12 protein-coding genes are annotated in these 14031 nt (G+C 74.3%); 2 read left to right on the top strand and 10 right to left on the bottom strand.

The genetic code is table 11. The features are described 5' to 3' along the window. Positions 1-84 precede the first annotated feature (84 nt). From argF to QOZ86_RS16175, 6 genes are all read right to left on the bottom strand, one after another. On the bottom strand, positions 85-1032 hold the full coding sequence (argF, locus tag QOZ86_RS16200; protein WP_284493014.1) for an ornithine carbamoyltransferase: 948 nt from the start codon (positions 1030-1032) through the stop codon (positions 85-87). Next, the gene (locus tag QOZ86_RS16195) at positions 1029-2303 is read right to left on the bottom strand and encodes an acetylornithine transaminase (RefSeq protein ID WP_284493013.1); all 1275 of its coding nucleotides are present in this window, start codon (positions 2301-2303) and stop codon (positions 1029-1031) included. The genes argF and QOZ86_RS16195 overlap by 4 nt, the downstream gene beginning before the upstream one ends. Beyond that, complete coding sequence (gene argB, locus QOZ86_RS16190) at positions 2300-3322, bottom strand: acetylglutamate kinase (RefSeq protein ID WP_284493012.1); 1023 nt, start codon at positions 3320-3322, stop codon at positions 2300-2302. Before argB ends, QOZ86_RS16195 begins: the two co-directional genes overlap by 4 nt. Next, positions 3319-4470, bottom strand: coding sequence for a bifunctional glutamate N-acetyltransferase/amino-acid acetyltransferase ArgJ (gene argJ, locus QOZ86_RS16185; RefSeq protein WP_284493011.1), 1152 nt, complete (start codon positions 4468-4470; stop codon positions 3319-3321). The genes argB and argJ overlap by 4 nt, the downstream gene beginning before the upstream one ends. Positions 4471-4546: 76 nt before the next feature. Then, the gene (gene argC, locus QOZ86_RS16180; protein ID WP_284493010.1) at positions 4547-5587 is read right to left on the bottom strand and encodes an N-acetyl-gamma-glutamyl-phosphate reductase; all 1041 of its coding nucleotides are present in this window, start codon (positions 5585-5587) and stop codon (positions 4547-4549) included. Positions 5588-5637: 50 nt separating this feature from the next. Continuing rightward, positions 5638-7326, bottom strand: a complete 1689-nt coding sequence (locus QOZ86_RS16175) for a SpoIIE family protein phosphatase (protein WP_284493009.1) — start codon at positions 7324-7326, stop codon at positions 5638-5640. Positions 7327-7582: 256 nt separating this feature from the next. On the opposite strand from QOZ86_RS16175, the gene QOZ86_RS16170 reads away from it, so the two are divergent. Then, positions 7583-7918, top strand: a complete 336-nt coding sequence (locus QOZ86_RS16170; RefSeq protein WP_284493008.1) for an STAS domain-containing protein — start codon at positions 7583-7585, stop codon at positions 7916-7918. A 39-nt stretch (positions 7919-7957) separates the two neighbouring features. Here QOZ86_RS16170 and QOZ86_RS16165 read toward each other — a convergent pair whose 3' ends face one another. The 4 genes from QOZ86_RS16165 to pheS all read right to left on the bottom strand — a co-directional run bounded on the left by QOZ86_RS16165 (position 7958) and on the right by pheS (position 12911). Continuing rightward, on the bottom strand, positions 7958-8311 hold the full coding sequence (locus QOZ86_RS16165) for a hypothetical protein (protein WP_284493007.1): 354 nt from the start codon (positions 8309-8311) through the stop codon (positions 7958-7960). A gap of 155 nt (positions 8312-8466) precedes the next feature. Continuing rightward, positions 8467-9333 (bottom strand): SDR family NAD(P)-dependent oxidoreductase, encoded by an 867-nt coding sequence (locus tag QOZ86_RS16160; RefSeq protein ID WP_284493006.1) that lies wholly within the window; start codon positions 9331-9333, stop codon positions 8467-8469. Beyond that, entirely contained in the window at positions 9326-11788 is a 2463-nt protein-coding gene (pheT, locus tag QOZ86_RS16155) for a phenylalanine--tRNA ligase subunit beta (protein WP_284493005.1), read from the bottom strand. Before pheT ends, QOZ86_RS16160 begins: the two co-directional genes overlap by 8 nt. Positions 11789-11843: 55 nt before the next feature. Next, positions 11844-12911 carry a phenylalanine--tRNA ligase subunit alpha gene (gene pheS / locus QOZ86_RS16150; protein WP_284493004.1) on the bottom strand — a complete coding sequence of 356 codons (1068 nt, stop codon included), beginning with the start codon at positions 12909-12911 and terminating at the stop codon, positions 11844-11846. A 174-nt stretch (positions 12912-13085) separates the two neighbouring features. Between pheS and QOZ86_RS16145 the strand changes: the two genes are divergently transcribed. Continuing rightward, positions 13086-13928 carry an EamA family transporter gene (locus QOZ86_RS16145; RefSeq protein WP_284493003.1) on the top strand — a complete coding sequence of 281 codons (843 nt, stop codon included), beginning with the start codon at positions 13086-13088 and terminating at the stop codon, positions 13926-13928. The last annotated feature ends 103 nt before the right edge of the window (positions 13929-14031 follow it).

Raw genomic sequence — 14031 nt, 5'->3', positions numbered from 1 at the left:
CAGCCCGGCCGGCCGGCGGTCACGATTCCTTCTCCAGGAGTCGCGGGAGCCCTGCGGAGCAGCGGTGAGCCGACTGATCGACCGTCACGAGCTCTTCTCCAGAATCCAGGCAAGCAGAGCCTTCTGTGCGTGCAGCCGGTTCTCCGCCTCGTCCCAGACGGCGCTCTGCGGGCCGTCGATGACCTCGGCGGCGATCTCCGTGCCGCGGTACGCGGGCAGGCAGTGCAGGACGACGGCGTCGTCGGCGGCCCGGGTCAGAGCCCCCTCGTCGAGCGCGTAGGGCCGGAAGGGCGCGGTCCGCGCCTCGTACTCCTCTTCCTGCCCCATCGACACCCAGGTGTCGGTGACCAGGACGTCGGCGCCGTCGGCGGCCGCGTCGGCGTCCGCGGTCCAGCCCACCGAGCCACCCGTCTCGGCGGCGATCTCCGCAGCCCGCTCCAGCACGGCCGGGTCGGGCTGGAAGGACTCCGGCGACCCGATCCGCACGTGCATGCCGGCCGTGGCTCCGCCGAGCAGGTAGGAGTGCGCCATGTTGTTGGCGCCGTCGCCGAGGTAGGTCATCGAACGCCCGGCCAGCGAGCCCTTGCGCTCGATCACCGTCTGCAGGTCGGCCAGGATCTGGCAGGGGTGGTACTCGTCGGTCAGGGCGTTGACCACCGGTACCCGGCTGATCGCGGCCATGGCGTCGATGCGCTCCTGGCCGAAGGTGCGCCAGACGATCGCGGCGACCTGGCGGTCGAGCACCCGGGTGGTGTCCTCCACCGACTCGCCGCGGCCGAGCTGGCTGCTGCCGGCGTCGATGACCAGCGGATAGCCGCCGAGCTCGGCCACGCCGACCGAGAAGGAGACCCGGGTGCGGGTCGAGGGCTTGTCGAAGAGCACGGCGACGCCGCGCGGCGCACCGTTGGCCGCGCGCAGCGGGGTGGGCGCCTCGGCGGTGTGCCGGCTTCCCTTGAGCGAGGCGGCCAGGGCCAGCACCTCGGCCTGCTCGGCCGGGGTGAGGTCGTCGTCCTTGAGGAAGTGCCGGGTCACTGGTCGGTCTCCTGGAGAGCTGCGTCGGATGGCTCTGTCCCGGCCTCGTTCCGCTCCTCGGTCGCTGGCGCTCCCTGCGATGCTCGCTCGGCCGTCACCATCGCGGTGTCGAGGGCCGCAGGCAGAGCCGCGACGAAGGCGTCGACCTGGGCGTCGGTGAGGACGAGGGGCGGCGCCAGGCGGAGGACGCCGGGTGCCACCGCGTTGGTGAGGAAGCCGGCGGCGCGCAGGTTCGACTCGAGCGCGGCGGCGACGTCGGCGGTGAGGACGACGCCGAGCAGCGCGCCCCTCCCCCGGACCCCGCTGATGCCGGCATGGCCGAGCCCCTCGATGCCCGCGGTGAACCGGTGCTCGAGCTCCTTGGCCCGCTCGAGCAGGCCCTCGTCACGGATGGTGTCCAGCACCGCCAGCGCCGCTGCGGCCGCGATCGGATTGCCGCCGAACGTGGATCCGTGGGAACCGGCCGTCAGCAGATCGGCCGCGTCGCCGAAGGCGAGCATCGCCCCGATGGGGAGCCCGCCGCCGAGCGCCTTGGCCAGCGTGATGACGTCGGGCTGCAGCCCGTCGGCCTGGTAGGCGAACCAGTGCCCGGTGCGACCGATGCCGGTCTGCACCTCGTCGACGGCGAACAGCGCGCCGGCGCCGGCGGTCACCGAGGAGGCGGCGGTGAGGTAGCCGGCGGGGGCGGGCAGCACGCCACCCTCGCCCAGCATCGGCTCGAGCAGCACCATCGCGGTGCGCTCCCCCACCGCGGCGGCCAGCGCGCCCGCGTCGCCGTAGGGCACGTACCGGACGCCCCCGGGCAGCGGCGCGAAGGCCGCAGCCTTGGACGGCTGGCCGGTCAGCGCCAGCGCGCCCATCGTCCGGCCGTGGAAGGCGCCCTCGGCGGTGATCACCTCGCGCCGGCCGGTGAGCCGGCTCAGCTTGAACGCGGCCTCGTTGGCCTCGGCGCCGGAGTTGCAGAAGAAGACCCGGCCGGGCCGGCCGGCGAGCTCCAGCAGCCGCTCGGCGAGCAGCACCCCCGGCTCGTGCATCGCCAGGTTGGAGACGTGACCGAGCTTCTGCGCCTGCGTGCTGATCGCCTCGACCACCTTGGGGTGGGCGTGGCCGAGGATCGTCGTCGCGATGCCGCCGAGCAGGTCGGTGTACTCCCGGCCGTCGACGTCGGTGACGGTCGCCCCCGCACCGAAGTCGAGCGCGACCGGCGGCGCCTTGTAGTTGTTCATCATCACGGCCGACCAGCGGCGGGCCAGCTCCTCCGTGTGCGTCATGTCGCTGGCCCCTCCTTCTCGGTCGATACCGGGACGACCATCGTCCCGGTCCCCTCGGTGGTGAACGTCTCCAGCAGCAGGGCGTGCGGCGTCCGGCCGTCGACGACGGTCGCGCGGCGCACCCCGCCCTCGACCGCGCGCAGGCAGGCGGCCATCTTCGGGATCATCCCGGCGTCCAGCGTGGGCAGGATCTCGGCCAGCTCTCGGGCGTCGATCTGCTGCACCAGCGAGTCGCGGTCGGGCCAGTCGGCGTAGAGCCCCTCCACGTCGGTGAGCACCACGAGCTTCACCGCGCCGAGCGCCGCGGCGAGCGCCGCCGCGGCGGTGTCGGCGTTCACGTTGTGCACGACGCCGTCCGCGTCGGGGGCGACGCTGGCCACGACGGGGATGTGGCCCACATCGAGCAGCGCGGTGACCGGGGTCGTGTCGACGGCGACCACGTCGCCGACCAGGCCGACGTCGACCGGTTCGCCGGCCACGATCGCCGCCGTCCGCTGGGCGGTGAACAGCCCGCCGTCCTCCCCGGACAGGTGGACGGCCATCGGGCCGTGCTGGTTGATCAGCCCGACGATGTCAGGGCCGACCTGCCCGGTGAGCACCATCCGGACGACGCCGATCGTCTCCGGCGTGGTCACCCGCAGGCCGCCGCGGAACTCGCTGCTGATGCCCAGTCGGCCGAGCATCTCGGTGATCTGCGGTCCGCCGCCGTGCACGACGACCGGGAGGATGCCGCAGGTCCGGAGGAAGACCATGTCCTCGGCGAAGGCCCGGCGGCAGGCGTCGTCGACCATGGCGTGCCCGCCGTACTTGATGACGACGACCTTCCCGTGGAACTCCTTGAGCCACGGCAGCGCCCCGGTGAGGACGGCGACCTTCTGCGTGTCGCCCTCCGGGTCCTTGCGCCGCATGACCCGCCGGGTGCCCACCGTGCGCGGCAGCCGTGGCGAGGGCGTGGCCTCGTCGATCCGGACGTCGGGGGGCGTCGGGTCCTGAGGTGCGGGGTTCTGCTGCTCGCTCATGTGGAGTAGGCCGAGTTCTCGTGCACGTAGGCGATGGACAGGTCGTTGGTCCAGATCGTGGCCTGCTCGCTGCCGGCCCTCAGGTCCACGTCGATCGTGATCGCCCGGCCGGTGAGGTCGACGCCCTCGCGGGGGTCACCGATCGCTCCACCCCGGCAGACGGTCACGCCGTTGATGGTCACGTCGACCTGGTCGGCCTCGAAGGCGGCGTCGGTGGTGCCGATGGCGGCGAGCACCCGGCCCCAGTTGGGGTCGTTGCCGAACAGCGCCGTCTTCAGCAGGTTGTTGCGGGCGCACGCCCGGCCTGCGGTGAGCGCGTCCTCGACGCTGGCCGCGTTGCGGACGGTGATCGCGATGTCCTTGGTCGAGCCCTCGGCGTCGGTGAGCAGCTGCATGGCCAGGTCGGTCGCCGCCGCGGCGAGCGCCTCGGTGAGCTGCTCCTCGGGAGGCGTGACACCACTCGCGCCGTTGGCCAGCACGATGACCGTGTCGTTGGTCGACAGGCACCCGTCGGAGTCGACCCGCTCGAAGCTGACGCTGGTGGCCTGCTCCAGCGCCCGCTGCAGGACGTCGGGTTCGGCGACGGCGTCGGTGGTGAGGACGACGAGCATCGTGGCCAGGCTGGGCGCGAGCATCCCCGCGCCCTTGGCCATGCCGCCGACCGACCAGCCTTCGCGCTGCTCCACGGTCGTCTTGGGCACGCTGTCGGTGGTCATGATCGCCCGGGCGGCGGCGGCCCCGCCGTCCTCGCTCAGCGCCGCCACCGCGGCGGTGATGCCGGCGCTGAGCTTGTCCATGGGCAGCCGGACGCCGATCAGCCCGGTGCTCGCCACGGCGACGTCGATCGCGCCGATGCCCAGGCTGGCGGCGGCGTGCTCGGCGGTGGCGTGGGTGTCCTGGAAGCCCTCGGGCCCGGTACAGGCGTTGGCGCCGCCGGAGTTGAGGACGACAGCACGCGCCCGCTGCCCGGCGATCACCTGCCGGCTCCACAGCACGGGGGCAGCCGGGAAGCGGTTGGTGGTGAAGACGGCGGCCGCGACGTCGTCGGGCCCGGTGTTGAGGATGACGGCGACGTCGGGATCACCGTTGGACTTCAACCCCGCCGCGACGCCGGCGGCGGAGAATCCCTTCGGGGCTGTGGTGCTCACGATGTCCTCCGTTCGCTCCCGCGGGGCGCTCCGCTCCTCGCTCGTTCCTCGCTGCGATGCTCACGCCTCTGTCCGCTCACGGTGCTACTCCAACCAGGGGGAGACCGGTGGTCTCGGGCAGGCCGAGGGCGAGGTTGGCGCACTGCAGCGCCGCTCCCCCGGTCCCCTTGGTGAGGTTGTCGACGGCGGCGACGACCACCAGCCGGTTCGCGTCGGCGTCGACGGCGATCTGCAGCGCGACGGTGTTGGCGCCGAGCACCTGCGCGGTCGTCGGCCACTGACCCTCGGGCAACAGGTGGACGAACGGCTCGTCGGCGTAGGCCGTGGCGTAGGCGGCACGGGCGGCCCCGGCGTCGACGCCGGGCTGCAGCTTCGCCGAGCAGGTGGCGAGGATCCCCCGGCTCATCGGCACCAGGGTCGGGGTGAAGCTGACCCCGACCGGCTCGCCGGCCGCCTGGGACAGCCCCTGGGTCATCTCCGGCGTGTGCCGGTGCACCCCGCCGACGCCGTAGGCGCTGACCGAGCCCATGACCTCGCTGCCGAGCAGGTGCGGTTTGGCCGACTTCCCGGCGCCGGAGGTCCCGCTCGCCGCGACCACCACGACCTCGGGCTCGACGACGCCCGCCGCGAGGGCCGGGGCCATCGCGAGGGTCACCGAGGTCGGGTAGCAGCCGGGGACGGCGATCCGCGTGGCGCCGGTCAGCTGCTCCCGCTGGCCGGGCAGCTCCGGCAGCCCGTACGGCCAGCTGCCGGAGTGCTCGCCGCCGTACCAGCGCGCCCAGGCCGCCGGGTCGTTCAACCGGTGGTCGGCGCCGCAGTCGATGACGAGAGTCTCCGCGGGCAACTGAGCCGCGATGGCCGCTGACTCCCCGTGCGGCAGCGCCAGGACGACGACGTCGTACCCGGCCAGGCTCGCCGCGTCGCTCGACCGGACCTCCATGCCCGCGAAGGGCAGCAGGTGGGGCTGCAGCTCACCCAGGCGTCGGCCGGCGCTCGAGTTGGCGTGCACCCCGGCCAGCCGGAGGTTCGGGTGCCCGGCCAGCAGCCGGCACACCTCTCCTCCCGCGTACCCGGTGGCGCCGGTGACCCCGACCGTCCACGTCTGCCCTGTGCTCACGATGCATGACCATACACGCCGGTGCATGATCGTTCATCAGGGTTCTGTGCTCAGCCGGCGATGCGCGCGACGAGCAGGACGACGTCGTCCTCGCTGTCGCCGCCGGTGAGCCGCGCCAGCAGCTCCTCGCAGAGTCGCTCGGGAGGCAGGCCGTGCAGCTCCTCCACCGCCTGCCGGAGCTGCTCGATGCCGTCGTCGAGCAGCTGGTCCCGGCGCTCGACGAGCCCGTCGGTGTACAGCACGAGTGCCGTTCCCGGTGGCATGTCGACCTCGCGGTCCGTGCGCCGGCCTTCGACGTGCGCGCCCAGCAGGACCTCCGGGGCGCCGGCGAGCAGCTCGCAGCGGCCGTCGGTGTGCAGCAGCAGCGGCGGCGGGTGCCCGGCGTTGGACCACCGGAGCCGCAGGGTGCGACCGCTGGGGTCGTCGTCGCTGGGCCAGGCCTGGCACAGGACGGCGGTGGCCAGGGTCGTCATGCGCAGCCTCGCCAGGGCGCCGTCCAGCGCGGCGAGGACCGCCGCCGGTGAGGCCTGCAGCGTCTGCGCGACGCCGCGGAGCACGTTGCGCACCTGGGCCATTGCGGCGGCCGCCGTGCTGTCGTGCCCGGCGACGTCCCCGACGACCAGCGTCATGGTCCCGTCCCGGGTCGAGAAGGCGTCGTACCAGTCGCCACCGACCTCCGCCTCCCGGGCGGCCGGCTGGTAGCGCGCGGCGATCTGCATCCGGTCGGACTGCGGCAAGGCGGTGAGCAGGCTGCGCTGGAGGCTCCCGGAGAGCCGGCGGATCTGCCGGGTGGCCTCCCGCTCCGCGGCCTGCGCGGCCAGCCGGTCCAGGGCCAGCGCGGTGAGCGCGGCCAGCGCCGTGAGGAGCACCTTGTCCGAGACCCGCCATGGCTTGCGGTCCTCGAAGGCGACGGCCAGCGACCCGATCGTCCTGCCGTGCACGGTGAGCGGCACGGCAGCGGTCGCCTCGGTGCGTGCCCGGACGTACACCTCGAGGGCCCCGGGGAACTGTCGGAGGCCCTCGGCACGATCACCCAGGAACAGGGGCTTGCCGGTCAGGGCTGCGTGCACCAGGGGCAGCGGCGCATCGACCGGCAGCACCGCGACGTCGGCGCGCAGCTGTTCGTCGAAGAACGTGGTCCCGAGGACGCGCACGTGCGCCCCGTCCGGCTCCACGAGGCACATCGCCGCCCCTTGGGCGCCGAGCACGGACGCGCCGCGACCGCTGACGACCGAGAGCACGTCCAGCTCCGAGCGCGCGTCGGCCAGGGCGTGCGCCACCGCCACCAAGGCCCCCAGTCTCTCGGCGTCGACGGCCGCGGCGCGTTCCGCGGTGACGTCCCGGAAATACCAGGCCCACCCGATGTAGTCGCCGTCCGGCCCACGCAACCCGGTCCCGTACCGGTCCAGCACGCGCCCGTCGAGCAGGAGCAGCTCATCTCGGGCAGCCCCGGACGCCTGCGCGTAGAGGTCGTGCACCCGCGCAAGGAAGGCATCCGGGTCGACGAGCTTGTCCAGCACCGAGGCGAGCGCCGCGTCGTCGTCGCCGGAGGCGACGATCTCGGCGGGGATGGGCCAGATCTCCTGGAACTTCCGGTTGTAGGTGATCATGACGCCGTCGGACGAGACGACGACCATCCCGTCCAGTCCACCTTCGACGGCGGCGCGCAGCAGGGCCAGGTCCCGGAGCGGTTCATCGATCGCAGGCCGACCGGGGCGACCCTCGGCTCGACCGTCCATCGCTCTCACGCCCCCACCGGCGCGGACACGCACCTACCGACAGTTCGTCAGCGGAACGGTACGTGACGTTCGCGCCGCCGGGGAACGTCCGTCCGGCCGCGCTCACGCCAGCGGGTCGATGGCGCCGGTGATCCCGACCGTCCACGTCCGCCCCAGGCCTCTCAAGCTTCTTCCAGTTACCGTTCGTGAATCTGTCAGCACCGAGAGGCACAGTCGTCCGCGCCCGGCGATCCTCGCCCGGCAGGGAGGAGCCACCGTGCAGATCCTCGAGGAGGGCGCCGCCGCGCAGCCCCACGGCACCATCGACCTGGTGGACGAGGAGGCCGGGCCGGTGCTCCGGCTGCAGGGCGAGGTGGACACCGTCGTCGTCGCGCTCTGGAACGCCAGGAACCAGACCCACGAGCGGGCGCCGGTCGCGGTCGACGTCTCCGCGGCGACGTTCCTGGACGCCCGCGGTCTGCGGCTGGTGGTCCGGGAGACCGAGGCGGCCAGGCGGACGGGCCGCCTGCCGGAGCTACGGCGACCCTCGCCGACGGTGCGCCGACTGGTCGACATCGCCGGCGCCACCCGGCTGTTCGCGACGGTCGCCTGACCCACCGACCGGCTCAGCCGGGACGCCGGCCGGGGTCGGTCAGGTTCGCGCCGGCGGCGAGCCGTTCCGCCCGCTGCCGCTCCACGCGCGCCCGGCCGCCAGGAGCAGCAGGAAGGACGGCACCACGAAGAGCGGACCGATGCCCAGGCCCGTGACCAGCGACCATCCGACGGAGACCAGCCCGAGCACCGCGATGACCGCGGGAGCCACCATCGTTCCGGCCGGACGCTCCGCCCACAGCGCGACGGCCGCCCACAGCGCGGGGACGCCGAAGAGGACGAAGGCGAACGAGCCGCTGTCCTCCCAGGCCACGCGCCCGTACCAGCCCGAGACGGCGACGACGCCCACCAGGGAGACGAGGATCAGCCCCTGAGCTGCCCTGGACGACGACATGCGCCTCACCTCGGACCTCGTGGAGCTGGTTCCGACCTGTCCGTGCGCCCGGCAGTGGGGAAACCGACGGTTCTCGGACCGTGCCAGGCGGCACATCGGGGAGCAAGGGTCACGATCCCGACGCGTCGCACTGGCGGCCCGGGGCTGACCCGCCGTCACCCGAGCGGGTCGGCGTCTCCGTAGGGACGCAGGCGGAGCCGGCGGGCGGCGCCGTCCGGGGCCACCGAGCGCAGTGTCTCGAGATCGTCGGCCCCGGCGCGGAGGAAACGGCCCGACCACGCGTCGAGCTCGCCGGCGGCGATCGCCGCGATGATCTCCACGACCCGCTCCGGCGGCGTCCAGGAGGTGTTGCCCTGCCACATGTGCATGGAGCGGGTCATCGGGGTGTCCACGACGCCCGGCGCGACATCGAAGGCATGCACGTCCGAACCCTCCAGCGCGGTGGCCAGCGACTCGGTGAGCCGCATCAGCCCGGTCTTCGCCACCGCGTAGGCCGAGTAGTCCGGGTTGGCCCGGGTGCTCATGCCGCTGGCGATGTTCACCACCCGGCCCCGGTTGCGCAGCACCATCCACGGAACCAGCGTGCGGATGGTCAGCTGGGCACCGCGGATGTGGCTGGACACGACCTCCCACCACTGGTCGGGGTCGGCCTCCCAGACGGGGACCTCGTACTCGTCGATCAGCCCGGCGTTGTTGACCAGCAGGTCGACCGGTCCGAGCTGCTCCCGCACCTCCCCCACCGCCGCCTCCACCGACGCGCGGTCGGTGACGTCGGCGGCCACGGCCAGCGTGCGGCCGCCCGTGGCGTCCGCGACCTCCGCCATCGCCGTCCGCAGGAGGCCCTCGGTGCGGGCCAGGCCGGCCACGGCCATGCCGCGGGCGGCCAGCCCCTCGACCAGGTGCCGCCCGATACCGGTGGACGCGCCGGTGACCAGCGCAACCGCACCTGACAGGGCGGCCCCGTCCCGGGACCCGCCCTGAGCGTGCGAAGGGTGGGGAGGACGGGGTCCTTTCTCACCCACGGAGTTCCGCCCCGGTGGCCGCCGCGGCCTCGGCCAGCGCGGCGTCGCGCACGGCGGTCGCCTCCTCGCCGGTGAGCGTCCGGTCCGGCGCCCGCAGCGTGAGCGCGTACGCCAGCGACCGCGAGCCCGCCGGTACAGGGGCGCCCGTGTAGACGTCGAAGAGCCGGAGCGACTCCAACAGCTCCCCGGCGCCCGCGCGGAGTGCGGCTGCGACGTCGGCCGCGGGCACCTCGTCGGTCACGACCAGGGCGAGGTCGAGCAGGACCGGCGGGAAGGTGGAGATGGAGGGTGCTTGCGGCACGGTCGGCGCCGGCAGCGCGTCGGCGTCCAGCTCCATTCCCGACGTGCGTGGCGGCAGGTCCAGCGCGGCGCACACCCGGGGGTGCAGCTCGCCGGCGTACCCGATCACCCGGTCGCCGACCAGCAGCTCGGCGCACCGGCCCGGGTGCCACGGTGCCCGGTCGCCGGCGCGCACGGTGAGCTCGGCCCCGGCGGCCTCGGCCACGACGCGGGCGGCCTGCACCGCGTCGGCCCACTCCGCCGGACGGCCCGGGCCCCACCAGCCGCGGGGCTCGCGCTGTCCGGTGAGCGCCACGGCCACGTGCCACGGCTGCGGTGGCACCGCACCCAGCAGGGCAGCGAGGGTGGCGTCGTCGGGACGCTCGTCGACACCGGGCAGCGGGGCGGCGGTGCGCTCCCCGCCGGGGAACACCGACCCGTGCTCGAAGACGGCGACGTCGCGCTGCCCGCGGGCGAGGTTGCGGGCCAGCGAAGCCAGCAGCCCGGGCAGCAGCGTCGTCCGCAGCGCCGGCGCCTCCTCCGACAGCGGGTTGCGCACGGTGTTCACCCGACGGCGCTCGTCGTCCTCGGGCAGGCCCAGCGCGTCGAGCTGCGCGGCGCCGAGGAACGGGAAGGCCGGGGCCTCCACGTAGCCGGCCGCGGCGAGGGCGCGGCCGATGCTGCGCCGCCGGCGCTGCCGCTCGGTGAGCCCGCGGCCGGGCGGGGCGGTCGGCAGGATCGAGGGGATCTCGTCGAACCCGCGGAACCGCACCACCTCTTCGACCAGATCGGCCGACTCGCGCAGGTCGCCCCGCCAGGGCGGCGGGGTGACCCGCAGCGCGTCGCCCCCGCCGGCCACCTCGGCGCCGATGGCCTCCAGCACCTCGACGACCTGGGTGTGCGGGTACTCGACCCCGGCGATCCGGCCGGGCAGCCCGGCGTCGAGCGCGATGACCGGGCGCGGGCCGCGGGTGTCGACGTCGACCGGCGCCCCGGCCACTCGCGCCCCGCCGTGCTCGACGAGCAACGCGGCGGCGCGGGCCAGCGCCACCACCGTCACCTCGGGGTCCGTGCCACGCTCGAAGCGCTTGCCGGCCTCGCTGGGCAGCCGGTGCCGGCGGACGCCGCGGGAGATGCCCGTCTGCTCCCAGTGCGCGGCCTCCAGCAGCACCGCGCGAGTCGCGTCGCCGATCTCGGTGGACGCCCCGCCCATGACCCCGGCCAGCCCGATCGGGCCGGACCGGTCGGTGATCAGCAGGTCGTCGTCGGTGAGCGCGCGGTCGGCGCCGTCCAGGGTGGTCAGCCGCTCCCCCGCCGTCGCCCGGCGGACGGTGATCGGCCCGGTCACGGTGTCGCGGTCGAAGGCGTGCATCGGCTGGCCCAGCTCGAGCATCACGTAGTTGGTGACGTCGACGGCCAGGGAGATGCTGCGCACCCCGCACTGGGCGAGCCGCCGGCGCAGCGCCCACGGGCTGGGCGCGGCCGGGTCGAGACCCTCCAGCGCCAGCATCGAGAAGCGGTCGCAGCGGTCGGCGTCGGTGACGGCAACCTCCCACGCGGGCGCCCCGGACCAGTCCGGCAGCGGCAGGCCCGCGGGGTCCCGCCAGGGGACGCCGAGCACGCCGGCCAGGTCGCGGGCGATGCCGCGCATCGACATGGCGTAGCCGCGGTCGGGCGTGACGTCGAGGTCGAAGACGACGTCGTCCAGGCCCAGCACGTCGGCCGCCGGGGTGCCCGGCTCGAAGCCGTCCTGCCCCAGCACCAGGATGCCGGCGTGGTCCTCGCCGATGCCCAGCTCGCGGACCGAGCAGATCATCCCGTCGGAGACGTGGTCGTAGGTCTTCCGGGCGGCGATCGCGAAGTCGCCGGGCAGCACGGCTCCGGGCAGGGCGGCCACGACGAGGTCTCCGACGGCGAAGTTCCGGGCGCCGCAGACGATGCCGCGAGCTTCGGCCTCCCCCACCTCGACCTGGCAGTAGCGGATCGGCTTCTTGAAACCGGTGAGTTCCTCGATCTCCAGCACCCGGCCGACCACGAGCGGGCCGGTGGTGACCGGGGGTCGGAGGACGTCCTCCACCTCGAAGCCGAGCCGCACGAAGGCGTCGTCGAGCTCCTGGACGGAGATGCCCGCCGGGAGGTCGACGAGCTCGGACAGCCAGCTGACGGGGACCTTCACTGCTCGACTCCTCCAGCGGGCACGGGGGTGACCTTCCTCGTCGGACCGCGACCGTTCACTGCTCGACCCCGAATGCCGTGGTGAAGCGGACGTCGGCCTCGGCGATGTCGTGCATGTCCGACACCGCGGACCGGAACTGCAGCGCGCGCTCGATGCCCATGCCGAAGGCGAAGCCCGAGTAGACGTCGGGGTCGATGCCGCAGGCGCGCAGCACCCGCGGGTTGACCATCCCGCAACCGCCCCACTCGACCCACTGCGGGCCGTCGCGGTGCTCGGGGAACCACACGTCGAACTCCGCCGACGGCTCGGTGAACGGGAAGAAGTGCGGCCGCCACCGGGTGCGGGCGCCCGCGCCGAACAGCTGCCGGGCCAGGTGGTCGAGCGTGCCGCGCAGGTGTGCCATCGTCAGCCCCCGGTCGACGGCGAGGCCCTCGACCTGGTGGAACACCGGCAGGTGCGTCGCGTCGAGCTCGTCGGTCCGGTAGACCCGGCCGGGCGCGACGACGTAGATCGGCGGCTGCCGGTCGAGCATCGTGCGCGCCTGCACCGGGCTGGTGTGCGTGCGCAGCACCAGGCCGGAGTTCTCGGGCGCGACGAAGAACGTGTCCATCATCGAACGCGACGGGTGGTCGGGGCCGATGTTGAGGGCGTCGAAGTTCAGCCACTCGGCCTCGAGCTCCGGCCCGTCGGCGACCTCGTACCCCATGCCCACGAAGATGTCGGCGATCCGGTCGGTCAGCGTGGTGAGCGGGTGCCGGGCGCCGCGCGGGGTGCGGTCCCACGGCAGCGTGACGTCGACCCGCTCCTCGGCCAGGACGCGGGCATCGCGCTCCGCCTCCAGCTCGGCCAGCCGGGCGGCGTAGGCGTCGGTGACCGCCACCCGGGCCGCATTCACCCGCTTGCCGGCGTCGGACCGGGCGGCCGGCGGCAGCGCACCGAGCTCCCGGCGCGCCAGGAGCACCGGCGCGCGGTCACCGAGGTGCGCCGGGCGGACGGCGGCCAGCGCCTCCAGGTTCCCGGCGGCGGCGAATCCCTCGAGCGCGGCGCGCACCGCGTCGTCGAGGGCCTCGGGCGAGAGCGCGGCGACCTGCTTGGGGTCGTAGGGATCGTTGGCGCCAGACACGGGACGCCATTCTGCCCGGCACCCGCCCCCGCGCGCGCCCGGGTTGCGGTGCGAGGATGGCGCGGCGTCGCCGGCACCGGCGTCCTGGCTCACCGCACGGGGTCCTGGCTCACGGTCGACGCTGAGCCAGGACCCGTGTTGATCACGTGACTCGGGCTCAGGGGGTGGTCGGCGGTGGCGGTCGTGCTGGCCCTGGCGTCGGCGGTCGTCTACGGCGCCGCGGACTTCCTGGGCGGACTGGCCAGCCGCAAGGCGTCGGTGTTCGGCGTCGTCGCCCTGTCCCAGCTGACCGGCCTGGTCGCGCTGCTGCTCCTCCTGCCCTGGCTGGGCGGGCCGGCGACGCCGGCCGACCTGTGGGCCGGCGCAGGTGCGGGGCTGACGGGCGCGGCCGGGCTGCTGGTCTTCTTCCGGGCTCTCGCCGGCGGGGTGATGAGCGTGGTCGCGCCGGTCACGGCGGTCACCGCCGCCGCCGTCCCCGTGCTGGTCGGTCTGCTGGGCGGCGACGAGATCGGACCGTGGGCCACGGCGGGGATCGTGCTGGCGCTCGTCGCGGTCGTGCTCGTGTCGGCCGACGGCGGGCTGTCGGCTCTGCGGGGCGTCCGCCCGGCCGGCCTCGTGCCGGCGCTGCTCGCCGGCATCGCGTTCGGCTTCTTCTTCGTGCTGCTCGACCAGACCTCCGCCGACGCCGGGCTGACCCCCCTGGTGGCGGCCCGGGTCGCCTCGGTGCTGCTCGTGGTCTCCGTTGCCCTGGGACGGCGGGAGTCGCTCGGGGCGAGCCGGGCCGCACTCCCCCTGGTGGTCGTGTCCGGCCTCGGCGACATGACGGCCAACGCGCTGTTCCTGCTGGCCACCCAGGAAGGCGGCCGGCTGGCCATCACCGGTGTGCTCGCCTCCCTGTACCCGGTGAGCACCGTCGTGCTGGCCCAGCTCGTGCTGCGCGAGCGGCTGGTCGGCGCCCAGGTCACCGGGCTGGCGACCGCCGCGGCGGCGGTCGTGCTCATCACGCTGCCCGGCTGAGCCTCCCCCCATGGGGGGAACACCGGCGCCAAGGCTCGATCGCCGGCCGCTGCCGGCCGATGCGAGGTGCGTGGACTCCTCCTCTGACCTTCCGGGGAGCGCG

Source organism: Blastococcus capsensis (assembly GCF_030165005.1).
GTDB classification, from domain to species: domain Bacteria; phylum Actinomycetota; class Actinomycetes; order Mycobacteriales; family Geodermatophilaceae; genus Blastococcus; species Blastococcus capsensis.
The sequence above is the reverse complement of the archived record's forward strand: the minus strand, read 5'-3'. Positions and strand labels throughout refer to the sequence as shown.

What these genes read in the sequence shown, in the direction of transcription:
- QOZ86_RS16195 (WP_284493013.1), bottom strand. Translation starts at nt 2,303, where the DNA reads ATGACGCACACGGAGGAGCTGGCCCGCCGCTGGTCGGCCGTGATGATG.
- argB (WP_284493012.1), bottom strand. Translation starts at nt 3,322, where the DNA reads ATGAGCGAGCAGCAGAACCCCGCACCTCAGGACCCGACGCCCCCCGAC.
- QOZ86_RS16165 (WP_284493007.1), bottom strand. Translation starts at nt 8,311, where the DNA reads ATGTCGTCGTCCAGGGCAGCTCAGGGGCTGATCCTCGTCTCCCTGGTG.
- QOZ86_RS16175 (WP_284493009.1), bottom strand. Translation starts at nt 7,326, where the DNA reads ATGGACGGTCGAGCCGAGGGTCGCCCCGGTCGGCCTGCGATCGATGAA.